This is a genomic window from Duganella alba, from assembly GCF_009674495.1.
In the GTDB taxonomy this organism is placed as follows: domain Bacteria; phylum Pseudomonadota; class Gammaproteobacteria; order Burkholderiales; family Burkholderiaceae_D; genus Rugamonas; species Rugamonas alba.
On sequence record NZ_WKJN01000027.1, the window covers coordinates 33,707 to 55,035 of the forward strand.

Sequence of the window (21,329 nt, forward strand, 5' to 3'; positions counted from 1 at the left end):
TCTAACCATAAACTAATATGGCATGATTATTTCCTAATGTGATTAGGTTTGTCAATTTTTGCGACAAATTGTGCGGTTGGGCGCGCAGTAACATCGTCTTTCGGTGCGAGGCGAAGAAATAGGACTGACGTGACGGTGACCGAGATTGCCGTCAAGCCAACCATTGTGCCGATCATCCATTTAATGGCGTCGTTCAGGCTGCGGTGGAAGTTGGTTTCCATTTGCGCGAGCTTGGTGTTGACTTCTTCCCGAACGGACTGCAAACCATGCTGGAAATTATTTTCCGCTTGGGTGATTCGGGTATTCATTGACGACAGGCCGTGCTCGATTGTTTGGTTGAGTTCCTTCAAGCGGGCGTCCGTTGCGATTTGGTGCGCGCGGGCTTCGCCGTTCATTCTCTCGATCGCCGCTTCCAGCCTGGCGTTGATGTAGGTTCCCATTTAGTCATTTTGCGCTCCGCGCCGAGCGTGTCAATCGTGTTTAACCTGAAGTCGTAACGCCTTTACTATAAGGTCTACCCCTACAGGCAAGAGGATGCGACGACATGAACGATCTTAGCGATATCAGTGTTTCTCGGCGTAATTTATTGATTGCAGGTGCGCTATCCGCAACGACAACAGCGATGCCGCTGCGAGCGGCGGAAGCCCAGTCCGCAACAGCCCCACCTGCAACCACGCCACCACCTTCCATCACCAAATTCACTTTCCAGGTCAACGGCAAACAGCAGACACTGGAAGTCGACACGCGCACCACGCTGCTCGATGCCTTGCGTGAACATCTGCATCTCACCGGCACCAAAAAAGGCTGCGACCACGGCCAGTGCGGCGCCTGCACGGTGATGGTCGATGGCCGTCGCATCAATTCGTGCCTGACGCTGGCCGTCATGCACGAAGGCGGCAAAGTCACCACCATCGAAGGCCTCGGCACGCCCGACAACCTGCACGCGATGCAGGCCGCCTTCGTCAAGCACGACGGCTACCAATGCGGCTACTGTACGCCGGGACAGATCTGTTCCGCCGTCGCCGTGCTGGACGAAATCAAGCAAGGCATCCCGAGCCATGTCAGCGTCGACCTGAACGCCAAGCCGCTGCTGAACGAAGCCGAACTGCGCGAACGCATGAGCGGCAACATCTGCCGATGTGGCGCCTACTCCAACATCATCGATGCGATCACCGAGGTGGCGGGGAGAACGGCATGAGAGCCTTTACCTATCAGCGCGCACAGTCGCCCGCCGAGGCCGCCGCAGCGGCACAGCGCACGCCCGGCGCCAAGTTCATCGCCGGCGGCACCAATCTGCTGGACCTGATGAAGCTGGAGATTGAAACTCCGCAACATCTGATTGACGTGAACGGCCTGGCGCTCGACAAGATCGAAGCCATTTCCGGCGGCGGCCTGCGCATCGGCGCGCTGGTGCGCAACACCGACCTGGCGGCCGACCAGCGCGTCCGCCGCGATTACGCCGTGCTGTCGCGCGCCTTGCTGGCCGGCGCCTCGGCCCAGCTGCGCAATAAGGCCACCACCGCCGGCAACCTGCTGCAACGCACGCGCTGCCCGTATTTCTACGACACCAACCAGCCGTGCAACAAGCGGCAGCCGGGCAGCGGCTGTTCTGCCATCGGCGGCTACAGCCGCAACCACGCCATCCTCGGCGCCAGCGACGCCTGCATCGCCACGCATCCGAGCGACATGGCGGTCGCCATGCAGCTGCTGGACGCCACCGTGGAGACCGTCAAGCCCGACGGCGCCACGCGCACCATTCCGATTGCCGACTTCCACCGGCTGCCAGGCAGCACGCCCAACGTGGAGAACGCCCTGATGCCGGGCGAGCTGATCACCGGCGTCGTCCTGCCCAAGCCGCTGGGCGGCGTGCACGTCTACCGCAAGGTGCGCGACCGTGCCTCGTATGCCTTCGCGCTGATCTCGGTAGCCGCCGTGGTACTGCCGGACGGCAGCGGCCGCGTGGCCCTGGGCGGCGTCGCCCATAAGCCGTGGCGCGTGCCGGCCGCCGATGCCAGCATGCCGCAAGGCGCCAAGGCCGTTGCCGAACAATTGCTGGCCGGCGCCAAGCCGAGCGCCGAAAGCGCGTTCAAGGTGCCGCTGGTGCAGCGCACGCTGGCCTCGGTGCTGGCTGATGTGAAGAAAGGCTAACAACATGAAATTTGCCACTCCCGCCACCACCAATCCCATCGATCAGCTGAAGATCATCGGCCACGCCACCGACCGCATCGATGGACCGCACAAAACCACCGGCACCGCGCCTTACGCCTACGAGCACAAGTTCGACAATGTCGCTTACGGCTACGTGGTTGGCGCCGGCATTGCCAAGGGCCGCATCACGTCCATCGACACCGGCGCCGCCAAGCGCGCACCGGGCGTGCTGGCCATCGTCACCGCCGACAATGCGGGCAAGCTGACCAAGGGCGATTTCAACACCGCCAAGCTGCTGGGCGGACCGGAGATCCAGCACTACCACCAGGCGATTGCGCTGGTGGTGGCCGAGACCTTCGAGCAGGCGCGCGCCGCCGCGCAGCTGGTCAACGTCAAGTACAGCAAGGAGCAGGGCTCTTACGACCTGGCCAAGGTGAAAGACAAGGCCAAGGAGCCGGACGACAAGGACGCCAAGGACAAGAAAGTCGGCGACTTCAACGGCGCTTTCACCGCCGCGCCGGTCAAGCTGGACGCCACCTACACCACGCCCGATCAGTCGCACGCGATGATGGAGCCGCACGCGTCCATCGCCAGCTGGAAAGGCGACAAGCTGACGCTGTGGACCGCCAACCAGATGATCGCCTGGGGCCGTGGCGACATGGCAAAGACGCTAGGCATTCCCAAGGAAAACGTGCGCCTGGTATCGCCATACATCGGCGGCGGCTTTGGTGGCAAGCTGTTCCTGCGCGCCGAATCGTTGCTGGCGGCGCTGGGCGCCAAGGCCGTGCAGCGGCCGGTCAAGGTGGCCTTGCAGCGTCCGCTAATGATGAACAACACCACGCACCGGCCGGCCACCATCCAGCGGCTGCGCATCGGCGCCACGCGCGAGGGCAAGATCAGCGCCATTGCTCACGAAAGCTGGTCCGGCGATCTGCCGGACGGCAAACCGGAAACCGCCGTGCAGCAAACGCAGCTGCTGTACGCCGGCCCGAATCGCATGACCAAGATGCGCCTGGCCGTGCTCGACCTACCCGAGGGCAACGCCATGCGCGCGCCCGGCGAAGCGCCGGGCCTGATGGCGCTGGAAATCGCCATGGACGAGATGGCCGAAAAGCTGAAGATGGACCCGGTCACCTTCCGCATCATCAACGACACCACGGTCGATCCGGCCAAGCGCGAGCGCAAGTTCTCGACGCGGCGCTTTGTCGATTGCCTGCGTCTCGGGGCGCAGCGCTTCGGCTGGGACAAGCGCAATCCGCAGCCGGGCAAGATGCGCGATGGTCGCTGGCTGGTCGGCATCGGCATGGCCTCGGCCTTCCGCAACAACATGGTGCAGAAGTCCGGCGCGCGCGTACGGCTGGATAATCAGGGTGTGGTGACGGTGGAGACCGACATGACCGATATCGGCACCGGCAGCTACACCATCATCGCCCAGACCGCTGCGGAGATGATGGGCGTGCCGCTGAACAAGGTGGTGGTCAAGCTTGGCGATTCGGATTTCCCGGTCTCGGCCGGTTCGGGCGGGCAGTGGGGTGGCAACAGTTCGACCGCCGGCGTGTACGCGGCCTGCGTCAAGCTGCGCGAACTGGCGGCGCAGAAGCTGGGGCTGGACCCGGTGCAAGCCGAATTTGCCAACAACGCGGTGCGTGCCGATGGCCGTTCCTTCCCGCTGACGCAGGCCGCCGCCAACGGCGAGCTGGTGGGCGAGGATACGATGGAGTACGGCGATCTGGACAAGAAATACCAGCAATCGACCTTCGGCGCGCACTTTGTCGAAGTCGGCGTCGATGCGGCCACCGGCGAGATTCGCGTGCGGCGCATGCTGGCGGTGTGCGCCTCGGGCCGTATCCTGAATCCGAAATCGGCGCGAAGTCAGGTAATCGGCGCCATGACCATGGGCGTCGGCGCGGCGCTGATGGAAGATCTGGTGGTTGACCATCGCGCCGGTTTCTTCGTCAATCACGACCTGGCTGGCTATGAAGTGCCGGTGCATGCCGACATTCCGCACCAGGAAGTGGTGTTCCTCGACGAGACCGATCCGATCTCTTCACCGATGAAAGCCAAGGGCGTGGGTGAGCTGGGTATTTGCGGCGTGGGGGCGGCGGTGGCCAACGCGGTCTACAACGCCACCGGCGTGCGGGTGCGCGATTATCCGATCACGCTCGATAAGCTGATCGCAAAAATGCCGGAAGTGTGAGTTGGTGCTATCCTGTTCAGACGTTTTGAACAAGGAGGATATATGCCTGCTTCTCACGAAACTTATACCCGTAAGCAAGGTCTGAAACAGACCTACGACGTGGAGTACACGGCGCTGCGCTACAAGATATCCCTGGGCAACAAAGTGCTCAAGGATATACAGCTGGGTCTGCAGTCAGCGCCGGTCTACGATCCGGAAATCGCCTGGCGACATGCGGTGGCCGATATCGAAAACCTGCGCGGCATGACCGAGCAATAGCCTGACTCAACGGCCACACCCGGCGCTCAGCACCGGGTGTTTCCGCATGTTCAAACCCATCAGTTCCGGCTTGTCGTAGGGGATGTAGTTCATCCAGAACCACGGCAGGCAAGTCTTGCCGTAGACATACTCTACGGCGGGGAGGAACATGCTGTTCCCATTCGAGCTGTTGCTCAACAACACGATGCCGTCACGCTGCTGACGGAAGCCCAGCGCGAAGTTGTTGGTGCCATCGTCCGCTCCCTCCTTGAAGAACGCCGGTCCCATCGGCGAGTTGTACAGCGGCCAGCCCAGGCCGATCGACAAGCCGATGCCGCGCCACAAGTCGGTGTCGCCCGGCCAGTGCGAAGGGAACTGTTGCAGCGAGACGATGGCCATCTGCGGCGACAGCATTTCCTTGTACGAGGCCGGCGACAAGCCTTCGCCGCGCAGCACGCCGGCCATGAAGGCGGCATAGTCGCCGATGGTGGTGTCCATGGAGCCGGCCGCGCGCGCATCGCTGCGGCGCTTGTGCGGGATAACGGTGCCGTCCTTGCCGTAGTGGGTGGTTTCGCGTCCGGCCCAATCGTCGCGCCAGACCATGCTGGTGTCGCGCATGCCGAAGCGGTCGAACACGCGCTGTTGCATCAGCGTTTCCAGCGCGATGCCGGTGCGTTCTTCCACCGCGATTTGCAGGATGTTCAGGCCTTCGCCGGAATAGACGTAGCGGCTGCCGGGCGGATACTTGAAATCAAGCTTGCCGTTATCGTTGATGTAGCGCCAGTTGAGCAGGCCGCTGGTGTGGGACAGCAGCATGCGTGGCGTCAGTAGCTGCCAGCGCGGATCGTCCTTCAGGTCGGCATATTTCGGATAATCGGGCAGCGGCTTGTTCAGCAGCGTGGGCAGCGGCGCATCCAGCGATAGGACGCCTTCGTCCACCAGCTGCATCACCGTGTAGGCGAACACGGCCTTGGTGAGCGAGGCGGCGTACATGATGGTGTCGGTGCGCAGCGGTTGCTGCTTTTCGACGTTGGCGTAGCCGTAGGCCTGGGTGTAGCTGACCTTGCCGTCCTTGATGACGGCCACGGCCAGGCCAGGGACTTTGGCGGCGCTCATCAGGCGCTGCATTTCGGCGTCTAGCGCCTGCTCGGCCGGCGGCTGGGTAGCGCATCCTCCAAGCATCACAACGGCAATCAAAGCAGCGTAGCGGGGCAGGGAGGAGAGGCGCATGGTCAGACCTTTCTGGATTGGGCCGCGAACCAGGGTTTCAGGCGGCGGATGGCTTCTTCGATTTCCGCCGTGGAGACGGCAAAGCTGAATCGGATGAAATATTTACCGTCGACCGGGTCGAAATCGATGCCGGGTGCGCTGGCGATGCCCGTGTCTTGCAGCAGGCGCTTGCAGAAGGCCAGGCTGTCGTCGGTCAGGTGGGCGATGCTGGCGTAGATGTAGAACGCGCCATCGGGCGGCGCCACCGTGGTCAGGCCCAGCTCGGGCAGCGCGGCCAGCAGCAGGCGGCGGTTTTCGCGGTAGACGCTGATGTGGCCGTCCAGTTCATCGAGCGCGTCGAAGGCGGCCAGGCCGGCGTGCTGGCTTAATGACGGCGCGGTCAGGAACAGGTTGCCGCAATAGGCTTGCGCGCGTTCGACATGCTCTTGCGGCGCCAGCAGCCAGCCCAGGCGCCAGCCGGCCATGCTGAAATATTTCGAGAAGCTGCTGACCACCAGCGCCTGCGGTTCGTGGGCGAGGATGGTTTGCGCCGGCTCGACGTAGCTCAGGCCGTGGTAAATCTCGTCGGAAATGATGCGGATGCCGCGTGCGCGACAGACTTCGGTGATGGCCTTCAGCTCGTCGGCCTTGATCAGTGTGCCGGTCGGATTGGCGGGCGAGGCGATGATGACGCCTTGCGGCGCCGGCTCGACGGCGGCCAGGGCGGCGGCGGTCAGCTGAAAGCCGACCTCGGCGCCGCAGGCGATTTCCACCGGCTGCATGTGCAGCGCCTTCAGCGTGTTGCGGTAGGCCACGTAGCCGGGACGCGCCATGGCGATGCGATCGCCCGGCGAGAACATCGAACTGAGCGCCAGCACCAGCGCCGGCGAGGCGCCGCAGGTCAGGATGAAGCGGTCGGCATCGACTTTTACGCCGTAGCGTTCGTCGTAGAATTGCGCCAGCCGCTGTTTCAGCGGCGCGCTTTCCCAGTAGCCCATGCTTTCGGCGTCCAGCACGGCGTGCGCCCTGGCGATGGCGGTCTTCGGCGCGCCGGTGGACGGCTGGCCAAATTCCATGTGGATGATCGAGCGCCCCTCGGCTTTCAGGGCGTGAGCCTGTTTGCTGATGGCGATGGCGTGGAAGGGTTCGAGTTCGGCTTTCATGGCATCGATTATACTGTTGCTTGTTACATAAAAATAGTGAAGGCTGGCTGGGTATGGCAATACGTTGGAAACGGTGGGGCATAGGTGCGGCGAGCGCCGTCGGTGTGTATGCATTGGCGGGGGCCTGGCTGTTGCCGAGCGTGATCAAAAGCCAGCTGCCCAAGTATGCCGAGACCGAACTGGAGCGCAAGGCCAGCATCGGTCAGCTCAGCTTCAATCCTTTCACGCTGCGATTGGAAGCGCAGGATGTGCGCCTGACCGAGGCCGATGGCGCGCCGTTGTTCGCGGTCGGCGGCCTGGCGGTGGAGATGCAATGGCGTTCGCTGTTCCGCCGCGCCTTCAGTTTTGCCGAGATCCGCATCACGCAGCCAGCGGTGCAGCTGGCGATTGCCAAGGATGGCAAGTTCAATATCGCCGAGTTTTTGGCGACGCTGGACAAGCACAAGAAGGACGACAAGGATAGCGGCATGCCGCGCCTGATCATCGAGCATTTCGCACTCGACGGCGGCAAGGTCGCCATGCACGACAAGCACGCCGGTTACGACGATACTTTTACGCCCATCACCTTTGCGCTAAATAACCTGAGCACGCTACCGGACGAGAACGGCGACTACACGTTGAGTGCGGATGCCGGACTCGGCGGCAAGCTGCACTGGAAAGGTGTCGCTGCGGTCAATCCGATCAGCGGCAGCGGCGTGCTGACGCTGGACAAGGTGGCCTTGCCGGGCATTGCGACATATCTGAAGTCGTTTTCGCGCATCGTGGTGGCGGATGGCAAGCTGTCGGCCAATCTGCCGTACCAGTTCGGCTACAAGGATGGCAAGCTGAATGCGAACCTGAGCGGCGCCGGCCTGACCTTGAGCGATTTGTCGCTGAAACGTGGCGACGATGCGCCGTTTGTGAAGCTGAAGCAGCTGATCGTCGGCGACGTGGGCGTGGACTTGCTGAAGCAGTCGGTGCTGGTCGGCAGCCTGCAACTGAACGGCGGCGCGCTGGCGGTGCGGCGTGATGCGGTGGGAGAGCTGGATGTCGCCAATCTGATGCTGCCGACGCCGGCTGCGCCCGCTGCGGCCAAGCCTGCGCCGGCCAAGGATGGCGGCTGGAAGCTGCAATTCAAGCAGATTGGCCTGGATGCGGTGGCTGTCAGCTATTTCGATCAGACGGTCAGTCCGGCACTCAAGGTCAGTACCGACAACGCCAAGCTGAAACTGGCCTTGCAGCTGGATGGCGCGAAACTGAATATCGCCGATGCCGATTTTTCGATGGATAACCTGTCGCTGAACAGCGGTTCGCAAGCGCCGTTGAAGCTGTCGCGTATCGGCTTCGAGGAGGCGACGCTGGATCTGGACGCGCGCAAGGCCAGCGTCGGACGCCTGTATGCGGATGGCGGCCAGCTGGATCTGTCGCGCGACGCCAAGGGCAAGTTCCTGTTCCTGAACGCACTGCCGAAGTCGGGCAGCAACGCGGCCGCCCCGGCTTCGGCGAGCACCGACACGCCGGCGTGGAGCGCAAACGTCAAGTCTGTCGAATTGAACAAGTTCGGCGCGCGCTTTGACGATGCCAGCACCGGCATCAAGATCAATCTGCAGGACTTCAACCTGAAAGTGCGCGACGCCGGCACCGACCTGAAAAAGCCGCTGGCGTTCGAAGGCGGCGTCGGCCTGCGTGAAGGCGGCCAACTGGTCGCCAAGGGCAAAGTGGTGCCGGCCAGCGGCGCGGTGGACACCGACCTGAAACTGACCAAGCTGGCGCTGGCGCCGGTGCAACCGCTGCTGGGCAAATACGTCAAGCTGAAGATCGCCGATGGCGCCATCAACGCGCAAGGCCGCTTGCGCACCGGCGCCGGCGGCAGCAAGAACGATCCATCGCTGCGCTACGACGGCTCGTTCGAAGTGGCCGAACTGTCGCTGAACGAACTGGACAACGACCGCTTCGCCCACTGGAAATCGGTAGGCGCCGACAAGCTGGTCTTGAGCCTGAAACCGGACCTGCTGGATGTGGCCGAGCTGCGCGTGGTGCAGCCGAATGCGATTCTGATGATCGAAAACGACCGCAGCTTCAATGCCCAGCGCCTGCTGGTGGAACAGCCGGCCGCGCCATCGGCTCCTGGCGCGCAAACGGCTGCGACGGCCAGCGAACCGTTCCCGGTCCGTGTGCGCCGCGTGCGCTTGCAGGATGCCAAGCTGGACTTCACCGACTTGAGCCTGCGTCCGCAATTCGGCGCCAAGATTTATGAGCTGAACGGCGTGATCACCGGCCTGTCATCCAAGCGCGATGCGCGCAGCCAGATCGAGCTTGATGGTCGTGTCGACGATTACGGCCTGGCGCGCGTGCGCGGCCAGCTGAATCCGTTTGCGCCAGCCGACAACACCGATCTGAACGTGGTGTTCAAGAATATCGACATGGTGTCCGCTTCGCCATACAGCATGAAGTTTGCCGGCTACAAAATCGCCGAAGGCAAGATCTCGCTGGACTTGCAATACAAGGTACGCAACAACCAGCTGGAAGGCAACAATCAGGTGGTGCTCGACAACCTGACGCTGGGCGAACGCATCGATAGCCCGGATGCGCTCAAGCTGCCGCTGGAACTGGCGCTGGCCATCCTCAAGGACAGCAACGGCCGTATCGACCTGGGCGTGCCTGTGTCGGGCAATATGAACGATCCGTCGTTCAGCTATGGCGCGGTGGTGTGGAAGGCGATCGGCAACATCATGACCAGGATCGTGACGTCGCCGTTCCGCGCGCTGGGCAATCTGTTCGGCGTCAGCGGCGACAAGCTGGAAGCGGTGGAGTTCGATGCCGGCAGCGATATCGTGCTGCCGCCGGAGCGTGAGAAGCTGGCGCAGGTCGCCAAGATTTTGCAGAAGAAACCGGAGCTGAAGCTGTCCGTACCGGGCCTGTACAGCGAGGCCAATGATGGCGCGGCCCTGCGTCAGCAAGCGCTGCGCCGAGCGGTGCTGGCCAAGGCCGACATCAAGCTGGCTGCCGGCGAGCAGCCAGGTCCGCTGGATATCGGTCAGCGCAAGGTGCGCACCGCATTGCGTGACCTGTACGCTGAACGCTTCGGCGCGCCGGAACTGGACAAGCTGAAGAAGGCCGCCGAAACCGCCAACGGCGCTGCCGACGCGGGCGCCGCGCAGAAGAAGCTGCCGGTGCTGCAACGTCTGGGCAAGATGGTGCAGGGCGAGCCGCAGGTGGCGGACGCGACGGCGTTTTATGGCGACCTGCAGGCGCGCCTGGAGAAGAATCAGCCGCTGGCCAAGGACGCGTTGCCGCAACTGGGCGCGCAACGTGCCGCAGCAATCGTCGCAGTGCTGAAGGAAGCTGGCGCCGCGGCGACGGCGGCCGCGCCGGTCGCGGCGGAGAGCGAAGCCGGCAAGCCGGTCGCCGTGAAGCTGGAACTGGCGGCGAAATAAGATGACCGAATCGGATAAGCATCCCGCCGGCAATCCCCTGTTGGCGGGGCTGGCGCTGCTATGCAGCCAGCTGTCGCTGAACGTCGGGGCGGCGATCGCCAAGCATCTGTTCCCGAGAATCGGCGTGGAGGGTGTGACGGCGTATCGCGTCGGCATTTCGGCGCTGGTGATGCTGCTGATCTTCCGTCCGTGGCGCACGCCGCTGACCGTCAAGCAGGTGGTCAACGTCGCCATCTACGGCTCGGTGATCGGGCTGATGAACCTGATGATTTATCGCGCCTTCAGCCGGATTCCGATGGGTGTGGCGGTGGCGATCGAGGTGGCGGGGCCACTGACGGTGGCGGTGCTGTCCTCGCATCGTCCGCGCGATCTGGTGGCGGTGGGCCTGGCAGCGGTGGGCTTGTATTTCCTGCTGCCGATTCATGGCCACGTCGATCAGCTGGACCCGGTGGGTGTCGCCTATGCGGCAGCGGCGGCGGTGTGCTGGGCCTTGTACATCGTCTACGGCAAGCGCGTGTCGGCCATGTCGGGCGGGCAGTCGGTGGCGTGGGGCATGCTGGCGGCGTCGCTGTTCATTGTGCCGATTGGCGTGGCGCATGCCGGCGCGCTGTTGCTGACGCCTTCGCTTCTGCTGGTTGGTGTGGCGATTGCGTTGATGTCCAGCGCGGTGCCATACACGCTGGAAATGGTGTCGATGCGCACGCTGTCGTCGCGCACCTTCAGCATGTTCAGCAGCGCCGCACCGGCGCTCAGTGCGCTGGCCGGCATGGTGGTGCTGGGCGAGCAACTGACACTGACGCAATGGCTGGCCATCGCCGCCATCGTTACCGCCTCCGCGCTCACATCCTTGCGCTAACTCAAACCGGTTCAGCTTGCCTGAGCCGCCGGACGCGGCGTAGGATGAATCGTCATGGATATCGAAGCCCGCCTTGACAAGCACGACGAAATGTTCGTCAACGTTATCGAACGTTTGTCGAAGATAGAAACGCGGCTGGATCACATTGAGGCCAATATGGTCACCAAGGCTGATCTGGCAGAGATGAGCGCGACCATCATCAAATGGGTGGTCGGCATGATTTTCGGCTCGGCCGTCGCGGCGATCACTGTCATGACTTTTGTACTGAACAACGCCGTACCCAAAGCGCCGCCGGCTCCGCCGACGCCGATTGTCGTCCAGGTTCCCGCCTACAAATAGCAGACTTATTGCTTTTGCAACGAGTTCATGGCAGCATAAGCGCTTCTTTATGGAGGTGCTATGCAAGTCGCTCGTGCTCAACAACCGATCGCCGCTGCCACCGTCACGCTGGTACTGTGGATGATCAGCGTGGCGTCGTTCCTGCCGCCGATGTTCAAGTACACCAGCCAGTCACTGCTGCTGATCATCGCCGCCGGCATGGGAATTTTCGTCTGCCTGGTGCTGCATTTGTTCTTCATCGCCATGGCAGCCAAGCGGCTTGATCGTTCGCCGGTGCTGTGGGTCGTCATCTCGATACTGTTCATGCCGGTGGCGTCCATCATCGGCCTGATTTTGTTCGAGTGGTTCAGCGAACAGGAAAAACAAGCCGCCGCCTGAAGTTGAGGTAAGCCCCTTGCCAGACATGGACGGGATCGTCTAGTATCGATCCCGATGCATCTGCATCGACGTCGCTCGGACGGTTCCGGGCGCTTACGTGAGATATCCATGACTGACACCCAAACTCCGCGCAGCTTTGCGCGCATCGATCGCCTGCCTCCCTACGTTTTCAATGTCACCGCCGAGCTCAAGCTCGCGGCGCGCCGTCGCGGCGAAGACATCATCGATATGTCGATGGGCAATCCGGACGGCGCCACGCCGCCGCACATCGTCAGCAAGCTGGTCGACACCGTGCAACGGCCCGACACCCACGGCTACTCGGCCTCCAAAGGCATTCCGCGCCTGCGCCGCGCCATCTCGCGCTGGTACAAGACGCGCTACGACGTCGAGTTCGATCCGGACTCGGAAGCCATCGTCACCATCGGCTCCAAGGAAGGCCTGGCACACCTGATGCTGGCCACGCTGGACCAGGGCGATACCGTGCTGGTGCCCAATCCCAGCTACCCGATCCACATCTGGGGCGCGGTGATCGCCGGCGCGAATATCCGCTCGGTGCGCATGACGCCCGGCGTCGATTTTTTCGACGAGCTGGAACGTGCGGTGCGCGAAAGCTATCCGAAGCCGAAGATGATGATCCTCGGCTTCCCATCGAACCCCACCGCGCAGTGCGTGGAGCTGGAATTCTTCGAGCGCGTGGTAGCGCTGGCGCGGCAGCACAACATCCTGGTAGTGCACGACCTGGCCTATGCCGACATCGTGTTCGACGGCTGGAAAGCGCCGTCCATCATGCAGGTGCCGGGCGCGCGCGACGTCGCGGTGGAGTTCTTCACGCTGTCCAAGAGCTACAACATGGCCGGCTGGCGCGTCGGCTTCATGGTCGGCAACAAGGAACTGGTGGCGGCGCTGGCGCGCATCAAGAGCTATCACGACTACGGCAGCTTCACGCCGGTGCAGGTGGCGGCGATCGCCGCGCTGGAGGGTGACCAGAGCTGCGTCAGCGAGATCTGCGCGCAATACCAGAGCCGGCGCGATGTGCTGCACAAAGGCTTGGTCGAAGCCGGCTGGCCGGTCGACAAGCCGAAAGCCTCGATGTACATCTGGGCGCGCATTCCGGACGCGTATCGCCATCTGGGGTCGCTGGAATTCGCCAAGCTGCTGCTGGCCGAGGCCAAGGTCTGCGTCTCGCCGGGCATCGGCTTCGGCGAGTATGGCGACGAGTACGTGCGCTTTGCCCTGATCGAGAACGAAGCCCGCATCCGCCAGGGTTTGCGTGGCATCAAGGCAATGTTGCGTAAAACTTCGACATAAAAATCCGCATCCAGTTTAAGCCGCATCAAATCCCGTGTTTGATGCGGCGGCTACTGTAGCTCACTGGACCCTCAGAGGAGCTACCGTCATGTCCCACCTTCCCACCGGAGCCAGCGCGCGCCGCCTGGTCGCCGCTGTCCAAAAACTTGAGCGCAATCTGAATACGGCGGGCCTGCCGCGCTTTGTCGCGCGCCTGCCGGTGTGGTGGCTGAGTTGGCATTACTGTCGCATGCTGGATCAGAAAATCGCGCGCATCAAACGCATACGCGGCAAGTTCGACCGTTGGGGACCGGCCATCTGCGCAGCGTCGCCGGTGGCGCAGGAAAAGATGGAGATGCTGGACCTGGACCGCAGCATGCGCACCGATATTGAATACACCAAGGGCACGATGCTGGAACTGCGCGATTATTGCGAGGACATCGGCCGCATGTTCGACCAGCTGGGCTATGACTCGGCCGCGCTGAAGCGGCGCCAGACCGCGTTCATGGAAATTCTGGACGCTTCCTGCGCCTCGGCCAGCCGCATGCAGGAAGCGTTGACGCGCCACGACGACGCGGTGCTGGCGCTGCTGCGGGCCCAGGCGGATGCCGCCACGGCCCATGCAGCAAGGGCTTAGAAGCCTTCCAAAACAATCTTGCCTTTGGCGCGATTGCTTTCCAGCAGGGCATGCGCGCGCTTCAGGTTCTCGGCGTTGATCTTGCCGAAGCGTTCCGCCAGCGTGGTCTTCACCGCGCCGGTTTCCACCAGCGTGGCCACGTCGTTCAGCAGCTGATGCTGTTGCTGCATGTCGTCGGTCTGGAACATCGAGCGCGTGTACATGAATTCCCAGTGCAGCGACACGCTCTTGCGCTTCAGCGTGCGCACGTCGATGGCGGCCGGGTCGTCGATCAGCGCGACCTTGCCCTGCGGCGCCACCAGCTCGCTGATCGCCGGCCAATGGTGATTGGTCTGGTTCAGCGATGCCACGTAGGTCACCGGCGGCAGGCCCAGGCGCGCGATCTCTTCATTCAGCGGCTTGCTGTGGTCGATCACGTGATGCGCCCCCAGCTGCTTGATCCACTCGCCGGTTTCCGGACGCGAAGCGGTGCCGATGATGGTCAGGCCGGTCAACTGGCGCGCCAGTTGCACCAGAATCGATCCCACGCCGCCAGCCGCGCCGATCACCAGCAGCGACTTGCCTTGGGTGGCGCCGGCGTCGCGGCTCACCGCCAGACGGTCGAACAGCAGTTCCCACGCGGTGATGGTGGTCAGCGGCAGCGCGGCGGCCTGGGCGAAATCCAGGTTTTTCGGCTTGAAGCCAACAATGCGTTCGTCCACCAGGTGCAGTTCGCTGTTGGTGCCGGCGCGGGTCAGATCGCCCGCATACCAGACTTCATCGCCGACCTTGAACAGGGTGACGTCAGGACCGACCGCTTTCACCACGCCCGCCGCATCCCAGCCGATCACCTTGGTCTGGCCGTCGGCCGGCGCCACATTGCGGCGTATCTTGGTGTCCACCGGATTGACGGAAATGGCGCGCACTTCCACCAGCAGGTCGCGGCCGCTGGCCTGTGGCGCCGGCAGATCAACGTCGATCAGCGATTCGGCATCTTCGATAGGGAGAGACTTACGGTAAGCAATGGCTTTCATGGAATGCTCCGGTGTGGTTATGATGCAGGTATCATATTTTGTTTTCAGGCGCGAAAAAAGCGCCCTGGGGCGAAACTCTTTCAAAGGAATGACGAAAATTGCTGCGTTTTGACGATCTGAACGTGTTTGTCCGCACTGCCGACCACGGCAGCTTGTCGGCAGCCGCGCGCGAACTGGAGATTTCGCCGGCCCTGGCCAGTTCCGCCGTCAAGCGGCTGGAAGGCGAACTGAAGCTGCGTCTGTTTGCCCGCACCACGCGCTCGCTGCGCCTGACGGAGGAGGGCGAGCATTATCTGCGTCATGCGCGCGAAGCGCTGCGCCTGCTGAAGGAGGGGCATGACGCGCTCATCCAGGGTAAGGAAACGCTGGGCGGCACGCTGAAAATCTCCATGCCGTCCGACCTCGGCCGGAATATGGTGGTCGGCTGGCTGGACCAGTTCCAGGCGCAGTATCCCAAGGTGGTGCTGCAACTGGGCATCAGCGACCGCGTGTCGGACATGTACCGACAGCCGATCGACATCGCCATCCGCTACGGCCCGCAGGAGGATTCCAGCCTGATCGCCCTGCCGCTGGCGCCGGAAAACCGCCGCGTGCTGGTCGCTTCGCCGGAGTACATCAAGCGCCACGGCAAGCTCGCTTCGCTGGACGACCTGGCGCAGCACAACTGCCTGCGCTTCATGCTGGACGACGTGATTCACGACCGCTGGAGTTTCTATCGCGACGCCCAGGCGGCGCCGGAGGTGGTGCGCGTCAACGGCAACCGCAGCGCCGATGACGCCGACGTGGTGCGGCGCTGGGCAGTGGCTGGCGTCGGCATCGCCTACAAATCGCGGCTCGACCTCAGCGACGACATCCGCGCCGGCCGGCTGCAGGTGCTGCTGCCCGACATGCTGGGCGAGCCGACGCCGCTCAACATGCTGTGCATGCACCGCGCACAGATCACGCCCACGGTCCTGCAACTGCGCGACTTCCTGCGCGCGCAGTGCGAGAAAGCTTAAGGACACCTGAAATCAGCCTACGGTGTGGTTGCGCCGCGACAAAATGCGCTTACCATAGCGCTAATAAAAAATGACCGGGAGAGAGAAATGACCGAAAGCCAGCGCGATATCCTCAGCGCCATCTTTTCCCTGACGCTGATCGTCCTGGCGGCGTTCGTGATGCAGCGCTTCTTCCCGCCGCTGGTGTGGGCCGGTATTTTATGCGTGGCAACCTGGCCGATGTACTTGCGGCTGCGCGCCCGCATCGGCCACAGCATCCTGTCCGCTGCCTTGCTGACCTTGCTGGTGGCGGCGATCTTCATCGTGCCGGTGTTGCTGGGGGCGGCGCAGGCCGCGCGGCAGGCGCCGGAACTGGCCAACTACATCGTCAGCGCCAATACCGACGGCGTTCCGGTGCCGGACTTTGTCGCCCACCTGCCGGTCATCGGCGATTCGATCGCGGAATGGTGGCAGGCGACACTGAGCCAGCCGCACGGTCTGTCGCATTTGTTCTCCGACCGCGAAATCAACGGCTTCCATTCGGCCAGCGACATCATCAAGGTGGCCGGCGTCGGCTTCATGCACCGGCTGGTGGATTTCGGTCTGGCGTTTTTGTGCCTGTTCTTCTTTTACAAGGACGGCGAAGTGCTGAACCGCCAGATCATGAACATCGGCAGCCGCTGGTTCGGCGAGCAGCGCTGGTCGCGGTATTCGGAAAAAATTCCGACCGCGATCCGCGCCACCGTCAACGGCCTGGTGCTGGTTGGTCTGGCGGAAGGCGTGTTGATCGGCATTGCCTACTGGCTGACCGGGCTGAAGTCCGCCGCGTTATGGGCGGCCGCGACCGGCATCCTGGCCATCATTCCCTTCGGCGCACCGCTGGCGTTTGTCAGCGCCGCCATTGTGCTGGCCGTCGGCGGCGCCATTCCAGCCGCCATTGCGGTGGCGGGGTGGGGCATGGCGGTGCTGTTCGTGGCGGATCACTTTGTACGGCCCGGCATCATCGGCAATGCGACGCAGCTGCCGTTCCTGGCCGTACTGTTCGGTATCCTGGGCGGGGTGGAAACCCTGGGCCTGATCGGACTGTTTATCGGTCCGGTGGTGATGGTTCTGTTTGTAACGCTGTGGCATGAAGCCCAGTCCCATCATGGGGATGTCGGCTCGCCAGTTGCCACACCCAGGTGAGGAGCGCCAACGAGGCTGCGGCATCGGCCGGCCTGTCGTGCGACTGGGTGAGGCAACTGGCACCGGCAACCATTAATGCGCCTTCGACTTCGACAGGATCAGCAGCCAGCGACGGAACAGCAGCACTTCCAGATGGCCAGCCTGCACGCCGGTGTCGCATTCCATGATCGGGTTCACCGCGTAGAAGCGCTTGCGGAAGTCACGGCACACCATCATTTCGCGCTTGCCCATACGGACCATGAAGGACGTAGGGAGGTATTCCAGGCCGAAACGGGAACCATAGCTGCTATTCAGAGTGCTCATGACAATTCCTTTGTTGGAGATGTGTTTAACGAGGAGTTCAGAATAGCATAACTACTGTATGAATAAACAGGTACTGTGTAAATAAACAGTAAATTCGCTATTTCGTAGTTTTTACGCCAACTTCATCGGCGGTCGGGCACGGAGGACCAAATTTTCAGCAAATTGCGTAATTTCGTGGAGGCAAGACTGTCTCCGGGCGACGAGTTCGGTTTACATTTGACCGTGGGCATGGCGCTGCTGCTGGTTTCCGGGCTGGTATTCCATGAACTGGCGGAGGCGGTGATGGGGCAGGACGCCATCACCGTGCTGGACGTGCAGGTGGCGCACTGGTTCAACGCCCACGCCGTCGAACCGCTCACCAGCCTGATGTATGCGATCTCGGCCGTGCACTCGGTGGCGGGCATGATCGTGCTGTTCTGCGGCCTGGCCTGGTATCTGTGGCGGGCGCAGGCGCGCTACTGGCTGCTGGCGCTGGCCTTCGCCGTGCCGGGCGGGATGGTGCTGAATGTGGCGCTGAAATTCTTCTTTCAGCGTGCGCGGCCGGTGTTCGAGGAACCGCTGGTGACCCTGGCCACCTACAGTTTCCCCAGCGGCCACACCACGGCCGCCACCTGCTTCTACGGCCTGCTGGCCAGCTACCTGGTGATCGCCCGGCCGGCGTGGAGTGTGCGCCTGGGAACAGTCGCAGGGTGCCTGATGATGGTATTGTTGGTGGCATTCAGCCGCGTCTATCTGGGCGCGCACTATGTCAGCGATGTGCTGGCGGCCATGGCGGAGAGCGTCGCCTGGTTGGCCGTCTGCATCACCGCCATCTCCACGCTGCGCCGCCGGCGCGAGGGTAAAACAGTATAAACAATATGGATAAAATCGTCGTCATCGTCAACGCCAGCGCCGGGCTGGGATATTGCGGCGGCTGGACCACTGCGCTGGAAGAGAAGTTCCGCAGTCAGGGCGTGGAGCCGGACATCACGCTGGCGCAAAGCGGCAAGGAGATGATCGCGCGCGCCGAACGGGCGGTGACCGAGGGTGCGCCGGTGGTGGTGGCGGGCGGCGGCGACGGCACCATCAACGCGGTGGCGTCGGTGCTGGCCGGCACCGAGACGCGGCTCGGCGTGCTGCCCTTGGGCACACTGAACCATTTCGCCAAGGATCTGAACATTCCGCTGGAGCTGGATGAAGCGGTGGCCAACGCCGTGCACGGCGTCACCGGCAAGGTGGACGTGGGTGAGGTCAACGGACGCATCTTCCTCAACAATTCCAGCCTCGGCATCTATCCCGACATCGTGCGTGACCGCGAGCAGCAGCAGCGCCATCTGGGCCGCGGCAAGTGGCCGGCGTTCGGCCGCGCGCTGTTCGGCGCGCTGCGGCGTTTTCCGTTCATGAATGTGCGGCTGAAGATCAACGGCGATGAGCATCTGCGCCGCACGCCCTTTGTCTTCATCGGCAACAACGAATACCTGCAAGGGCTGACCATGGGCGCGCGCGAGCGGCTCGACACCGGCAAGCTGTGCCTGTACGTGGCGCAGAAGCCGACCCGCCTCGGTCTGCTGCGCTACGCTGCCCACGCGCTGTTCGGCAAGCTGCACGAGGCGCGCGACTTTGACGTGCTGACGGCGCCATCGTTGACGATCGAAACACGCCACCACCACCTGCGCGTCGCCACCGACGGCGAGGTAACGCTGATGAAACCGCCGCTGTGCTACCGTTCCAGGGCCTCGGCGCTGAACGTCATCGTGCCGGCGGTCTAGGAGAGAGCATGCGCACCATTGTTCATTTATCCGATCTGCATTTCGGCCGCGTCGATCAGGCGCTGCTGCGGCCGTTGCAGGAGCTGGTCACCCGGCTGGCGCCGGATGTGGTGGTGGTGTCGGGCGATTTGACCCAGCGCGCCAAGACCGAGGAATTCAAGGCCGCGCGCGCGTGGCTGGACACTCTGCCGGGGCCGCAGATCGTGGTGCCGGGCAATCACGACATCCCGCTGTACAACGTCGCCAGCCGCTTTCTGACGCCGCTGCGCAAGTACACGCGCTATGTGACGCTGGACCTGGCGCCGGAATACGTGGACGAAGAGATCGCCGTACTGGGTATCAACACCGCGCGCTCGCTGACCTTCAAGGATGGCCGCGTCAACAAGGAACAGCTGGCGCAGATGCGGCAGCGCATGAGCGCTGTCAGTCCCGACCATACGCGCATCATCGTCACCCACCATCCCTTCGACTTGCCGGACACCTTCGACAAGGACGACCTTGTGGATCGAGCGCCGATGGCGATGCAGGCGTTTTCCGAATCCGGCGTCGACGTGCTGCTGGCCGGGCATCTGCATGCCAGTCATGCCGGCAACAGTGCGCAGCGCTACAAGATCAGCGGCTATGCGGCGCTGGTGGTGCAGGCCGGCACTGCGACATCGACGCGTGGGCGCGGCGAATCGAATGCGTTCAACGTGCTGCGGATCGCGCCGGATGATGTGCAGGTGGAGCGCTACAGCTGGGTGGAAGGCACGGGCAGCTTCGAATCCGTCCACACCGAATGCTTCCGCCGCAGCGGCGACGTCTGGTCGCTCGCCGCCGAATCCTAAACCCAAGCCCGATGTTTTACAGCCAGTAATCCATGAAGCGGGCCGCCCATTCTTTCATGCGGTTGGCCCAGGGACGGTGGCGCCAGGCTTCCAGTGTGATGAGGTTGGAGTCGCGCATGTCTTCCTGGAAGGCTTTTTCCATCTCGGTGCCGAAGGCGTCGCCCATGACAATCACGTTCAGCTCGCTGTTGTGCAGGAAGCTGCGGGTGTCGATGTTGGTCGAGCCGACCGTCGACCAGTTGCCGTCAATCACGGCGGTCTTGGCGTGCAGCACCGCCAGTTTGAGCTGGTAGATTTTCACGCCGGCCGCCAGCAGGTCGTCATAGAACGCATGACCGGCGTAGAACACCAGGCCGCTGTCGGAGACGCCCGGCAGCACGATCTTGACGTCCACGCCGCGTCTTGCGGCGGCGATCAGCGCGTCCACCGTCTGCCGGTCCGGCACGAAATAGGCCGAGGTGATGTGGATCGATTTCTTCGCTTCCTGGAACGCCAGCGCATAGGCCTTGTAGATTTCGAACTGGCCGCCCGGATCGCTGCCCAGCACGCGCACCACCTTGTCGCCGGCGATCACCGGTTTCGGGAAGTAGTCGGCCTCGCGCAAGTCGTCCTTGTCCTGCGACGCCCACTGGCGCACGAACAGCCACTGGAAGGCCTGCACCGCCGGCCCTTCGACCTTGATGTGGGTATCGCGCCAGCCGACATCGGACTTGCTGGTCGGCTTGGAGGCCGAGCGGAACAGCGAGCTCTTGGCATACGTGGCGCTGATGTTGATGCCGCCGGTGAAGGCCGCCTTGCCGTCGACGATCAGCACCTTGCGGTGGTCGCGGTTGTTGAGCTTCCAGTCGTTGCCGCTGACCTTGGCCGGATTGACCGGATTGAATTCGATCAGCTTGATGCCGCCGTCGCGCATGCGCTTGAAGAACTCGGCCGGCACGCCGATGGTGCCGACGCTGTCGTACAGAATATTGACCGTCACGCCGGCCTGCTGCTTGGCGATCAGCGCATCGGCAAACTTCAGGCCCAGTTCGTCCTGGTCGAAGATATAGGTTTCCAGATTGATGTTGTTCTGCGCGCCGTTGATGGCCTTGAGCATCTCGGTCATGGTCTGCGGACCGTCGAACAGCAGCGTGGTCTTGTTGCCGGCGATCAGCGGCACGCCGGTGGCCGCTTCTTCCAGCGATGCCTGGCTCTGCAGATCCAGCGATCCCTTGGACCAGCGCTTGGCCAGCAGCGCCTTGGTGCGCGCGTCGCTCAGGTCGCCGTGCGTGCCCTTGACCGTGGGCGTGGCCGACGGTTCCAGCTTGTCGCCCAGCGCCGTCACATTCGGCAGCGATGCGCAGGCGCCCAGCAAGCCCCAGCACATGAGGCCGAGGGGGAACCAGAAACGCATGCGCGGAGCTTTCATC

General features: G+C 63.0%; 21 protein-coding genes. 15 read left to right on the top strand and 6 right to left on the bottom strand.

The window, feature by feature from the left end:
* Positions 1–26: 26 nt before the first annotated feature.
* Positions 27–440: a hypothetical protein gene (locus GJ695_RS22395; protein ID WP_154368684.1), complete on the bottom strand. Its 414-nt coding sequence runs from the start codon at positions 438–440 to the stop codon at positions 27–29.
* Positions 441–544: 104 nt separating this feature from the next.
* On the opposite strand from GJ695_RS22395, the gene paoA reads away from it, so the two are divergent.
* From paoA to GJ695_RS22415, 4 genes are read left to right on the top strand one after another with little or no spacing between them, the layout of a single operon-like run.
* Complete coding sequence (gene paoA / locus GJ695_RS22400; RefSeq protein ID WP_154368686.1) at positions 545–1,198, top strand: aldehyde dehydrogenase iron-sulfur subunit PaoA; 654 nt, start codon at positions 545–547, stop codon at positions 1,196–1,198.
* Complete coding sequence (locus tag GJ695_RS22405) at positions 1,195–2,148, top strand: FAD binding domain-containing protein (protein ID WP_154368688.1); 954 nt, start codon at positions 1,195–1,197, stop codon at positions 2,146–2,148. Before paoA ends, GJ695_RS22405 begins: the two co-directional genes overlap by 4 nt.
* A gap of 4 nt (positions 2,149–2,152) precedes the next feature.
* Positions 2,153–4,345, top strand: a complete 2,193-nt coding sequence (paoC, locus tag GJ695_RS22410; RefSeq protein WP_154368691.1) for an aldehyde oxidoreductase molybdenum-binding subunit PaoC — start codon at positions 2,153–2,155, stop codon at positions 4,343–4,345.
* Between the two features lie 42 nt (positions 4,346–4,387).
* A complete protein-coding gene (locus GJ695_RS22415; RefSeq protein WP_154360008.1) occupies positions 4,388–4,603 on the top strand; it encodes a hypothetical protein in 216 nt (71 codons plus the stop codon).
* A 6-nt stretch (positions 4,604–4,609) separates the two neighbouring features.
* On the opposite strand, the gene GJ695_RS22420 is transcribed toward GJ695_RS22415, so the two are convergent.
* Together GJ695_RS22420 and GJ695_RS22425 are read right to left on the bottom strand one after the other, a co-directional pair.
* A complete protein-coding gene (locus GJ695_RS22420; protein WP_154368693.1) occupies positions 4,610–5,812 on the bottom strand; it encodes a serine hydrolase domain-containing protein in 1,203 nt (400 codons plus the stop codon).
* 2 nt (positions 5,813–5,814) lie between these two features.
* On the bottom strand, positions 5,815–6,954 hold the full coding sequence (locus tag GJ695_RS22425; RefSeq protein WP_154368695.1) for a pyridoxal phosphate-dependent aminotransferase: 1,140 nt from the start codon (positions 6,952–6,954) through the stop codon (positions 5,815–5,817).
* A gap of 53 nt (positions 6,955–7,007) precedes the next feature.
* Between GJ695_RS22425 and GJ695_RS22430 the strand changes: the two genes are divergently transcribed.
* From GJ695_RS22430 to GJ695_RS22455, 6 genes are all read left to right on the top strand, one after another.
* Positions 7,008–10,370, top strand: a complete 3,363-nt coding sequence (locus tag GJ695_RS22430; protein ID WP_154368697.1) for a DUF748 domain-containing protein — start codon at positions 7,008–7,010, stop codon at positions 10,368–10,370.
* Position 10,371: 1 nt separating this feature from the next.
* Positions 10,372–11,226 carry an EamA family transporter gene (locus GJ695_RS22435; RefSeq protein ID WP_154368700.1) on the top strand — a complete coding sequence of 285 codons (855 nt, stop codon included), beginning with the start codon at positions 10,372–10,374 and terminating at the stop codon, positions 11,224–11,226.
* A gap of 54 nt (positions 11,227–11,280) precedes the next feature.
* Positions 11,281–11,565 (top strand): hypothetical protein, encoded by a 285-nt coding sequence (locus tag GJ695_RS22440; protein WP_154368701.1) that lies wholly within the window; start codon positions 11,281–11,283, stop codon positions 11,563–11,565.
* Positions 11,566–11,625: 60 nt separating this feature from the next.
* A complete protein-coding gene (locus GJ695_RS22445; RefSeq protein WP_154368703.1) occupies positions 11,626–11,943 on the top strand; it encodes a hypothetical protein in 318 nt (105 codons plus the stop codon).
* Between the two features lie 108 nt (positions 11,944–12,051).
* Complete coding sequence (gene alaC / locus GJ695_RS22450) at positions 12,052–13,251, top strand: alanine transaminase (protein ID WP_154368705.1); 1,200 nt, start codon at positions 12,052–12,054, stop codon at positions 13,249–13,251.
* An 88-nt stretch (positions 13,252–13,339) separates the two neighbouring features.
* Positions 13,340–13,867 carry a hypothetical protein gene (locus tag GJ695_RS22455; RefSeq protein ID WP_154368707.1) on the top strand — a complete coding sequence of 176 codons (528 nt, stop codon included), beginning with the start codon at positions 13,340–13,342 and terminating at the stop codon, positions 13,865–13,867.
* On the opposite strand, the gene GJ695_RS22460 is transcribed toward GJ695_RS22455, so the two are convergent.
* On the bottom strand, positions 13,864–14,880 hold the full coding sequence (locus GJ695_RS22460) for a zinc-binding alcohol dehydrogenase family protein (RefSeq protein ID WP_154368709.1): 1,017 nt from the start codon (positions 14,878–14,880) through the stop codon (positions 13,864–13,866). The two genes, GJ695_RS22455 and GJ695_RS22460, sit on opposite strands and share 4 nt — an antisense overlap.
* 98 nt (positions 14,881–14,978) lie before the next feature.
* Here GJ695_RS22460 and GJ695_RS22465 point away from each other — a divergent pair, with 98 nt between their 5' ends.
* The gene (locus GJ695_RS22465) at positions 14,979–15,878 is read left to right on the top strand and encodes a LysR family transcriptional regulator (protein WP_154368711.1); all 900 of its coding nucleotides are present in this window, start codon (positions 14,979–14,981) and stop codon (positions 15,876–15,878) included.
* 87 nt (positions 15,879–15,965) lie between these two features.
* Positions 15,966–17,042, top strand: a complete 1,077-nt coding sequence (locus GJ695_RS22470) for an AI-2E family transporter (protein ID WP_154368713.1) — start codon at positions 15,966–15,968, stop codon at positions 17,040–17,042.
* Between the two features lie 72 nt (positions 17,043–17,114).
* Here the strand turns inward: GJ695_RS22470 and GJ695_RS22475 are convergent, their stop codons facing one another.
* Positions 17,115–17,345, bottom strand: a complete 231-nt coding sequence (locus tag GJ695_RS22475) for a hypothetical protein (RefSeq protein ID WP_090192292.1) — start codon at positions 17,343–17,345, stop codon at positions 17,115–17,117.
* Between the two features lie 228 nt (positions 17,346–17,573).
* Here GJ695_RS22475 and GJ695_RS22480 point away from each other — a divergent pair, with 228 nt between their 5' ends.
* The 3 genes from GJ695_RS22480 to GJ695_RS22490 are packed head-to-tail and all read left to right on the top strand — an operon-like array spanning position 17,574 to position 19,920.
* Positions 17,574–18,197, top strand: a complete 624-nt coding sequence (locus GJ695_RS22480; RefSeq protein ID WP_154368715.1) for a phosphatase PAP2 family protein — start codon at positions 17,574–17,576, stop codon at positions 18,195–18,197.
* 5 nt (positions 18,198–18,202) lie between these two features.
* Positions 18,203–19,093 carry a diacylglycerol/lipid kinase family protein gene (locus GJ695_RS22485; protein ID WP_154368717.1) on the top strand — a complete coding sequence of 297 codons (891 nt, stop codon included), beginning with the start codon at positions 18,203–18,205 and terminating at the stop codon, positions 19,091–19,093.
* Positions 19,094–19,101: 8 nt separating this feature from the next.
* Entirely contained in the window at positions 19,102–19,920 is an 819-nt protein-coding gene (locus GJ695_RS22490) for a metallophosphoesterase family protein (RefSeq protein WP_154368719.1), read from the top strand.
* 16 nt (positions 19,921–19,936) lie between these two features.
* Here the strand turns inward: GJ695_RS22490 and cls are convergent, their stop codons facing one another.
* The gene (gene cls, locus GJ695_RS22495; RefSeq protein WP_154368721.1) at positions 19,937–21,328 is read right to left on the bottom strand and encodes a cardiolipin synthase; all 1,392 of its coding nucleotides are present in this window, start codon (positions 21,326–21,328) and stop codon (positions 19,937–19,939) included.
* Position 21,329 lies beyond the last annotated feature (1 nt).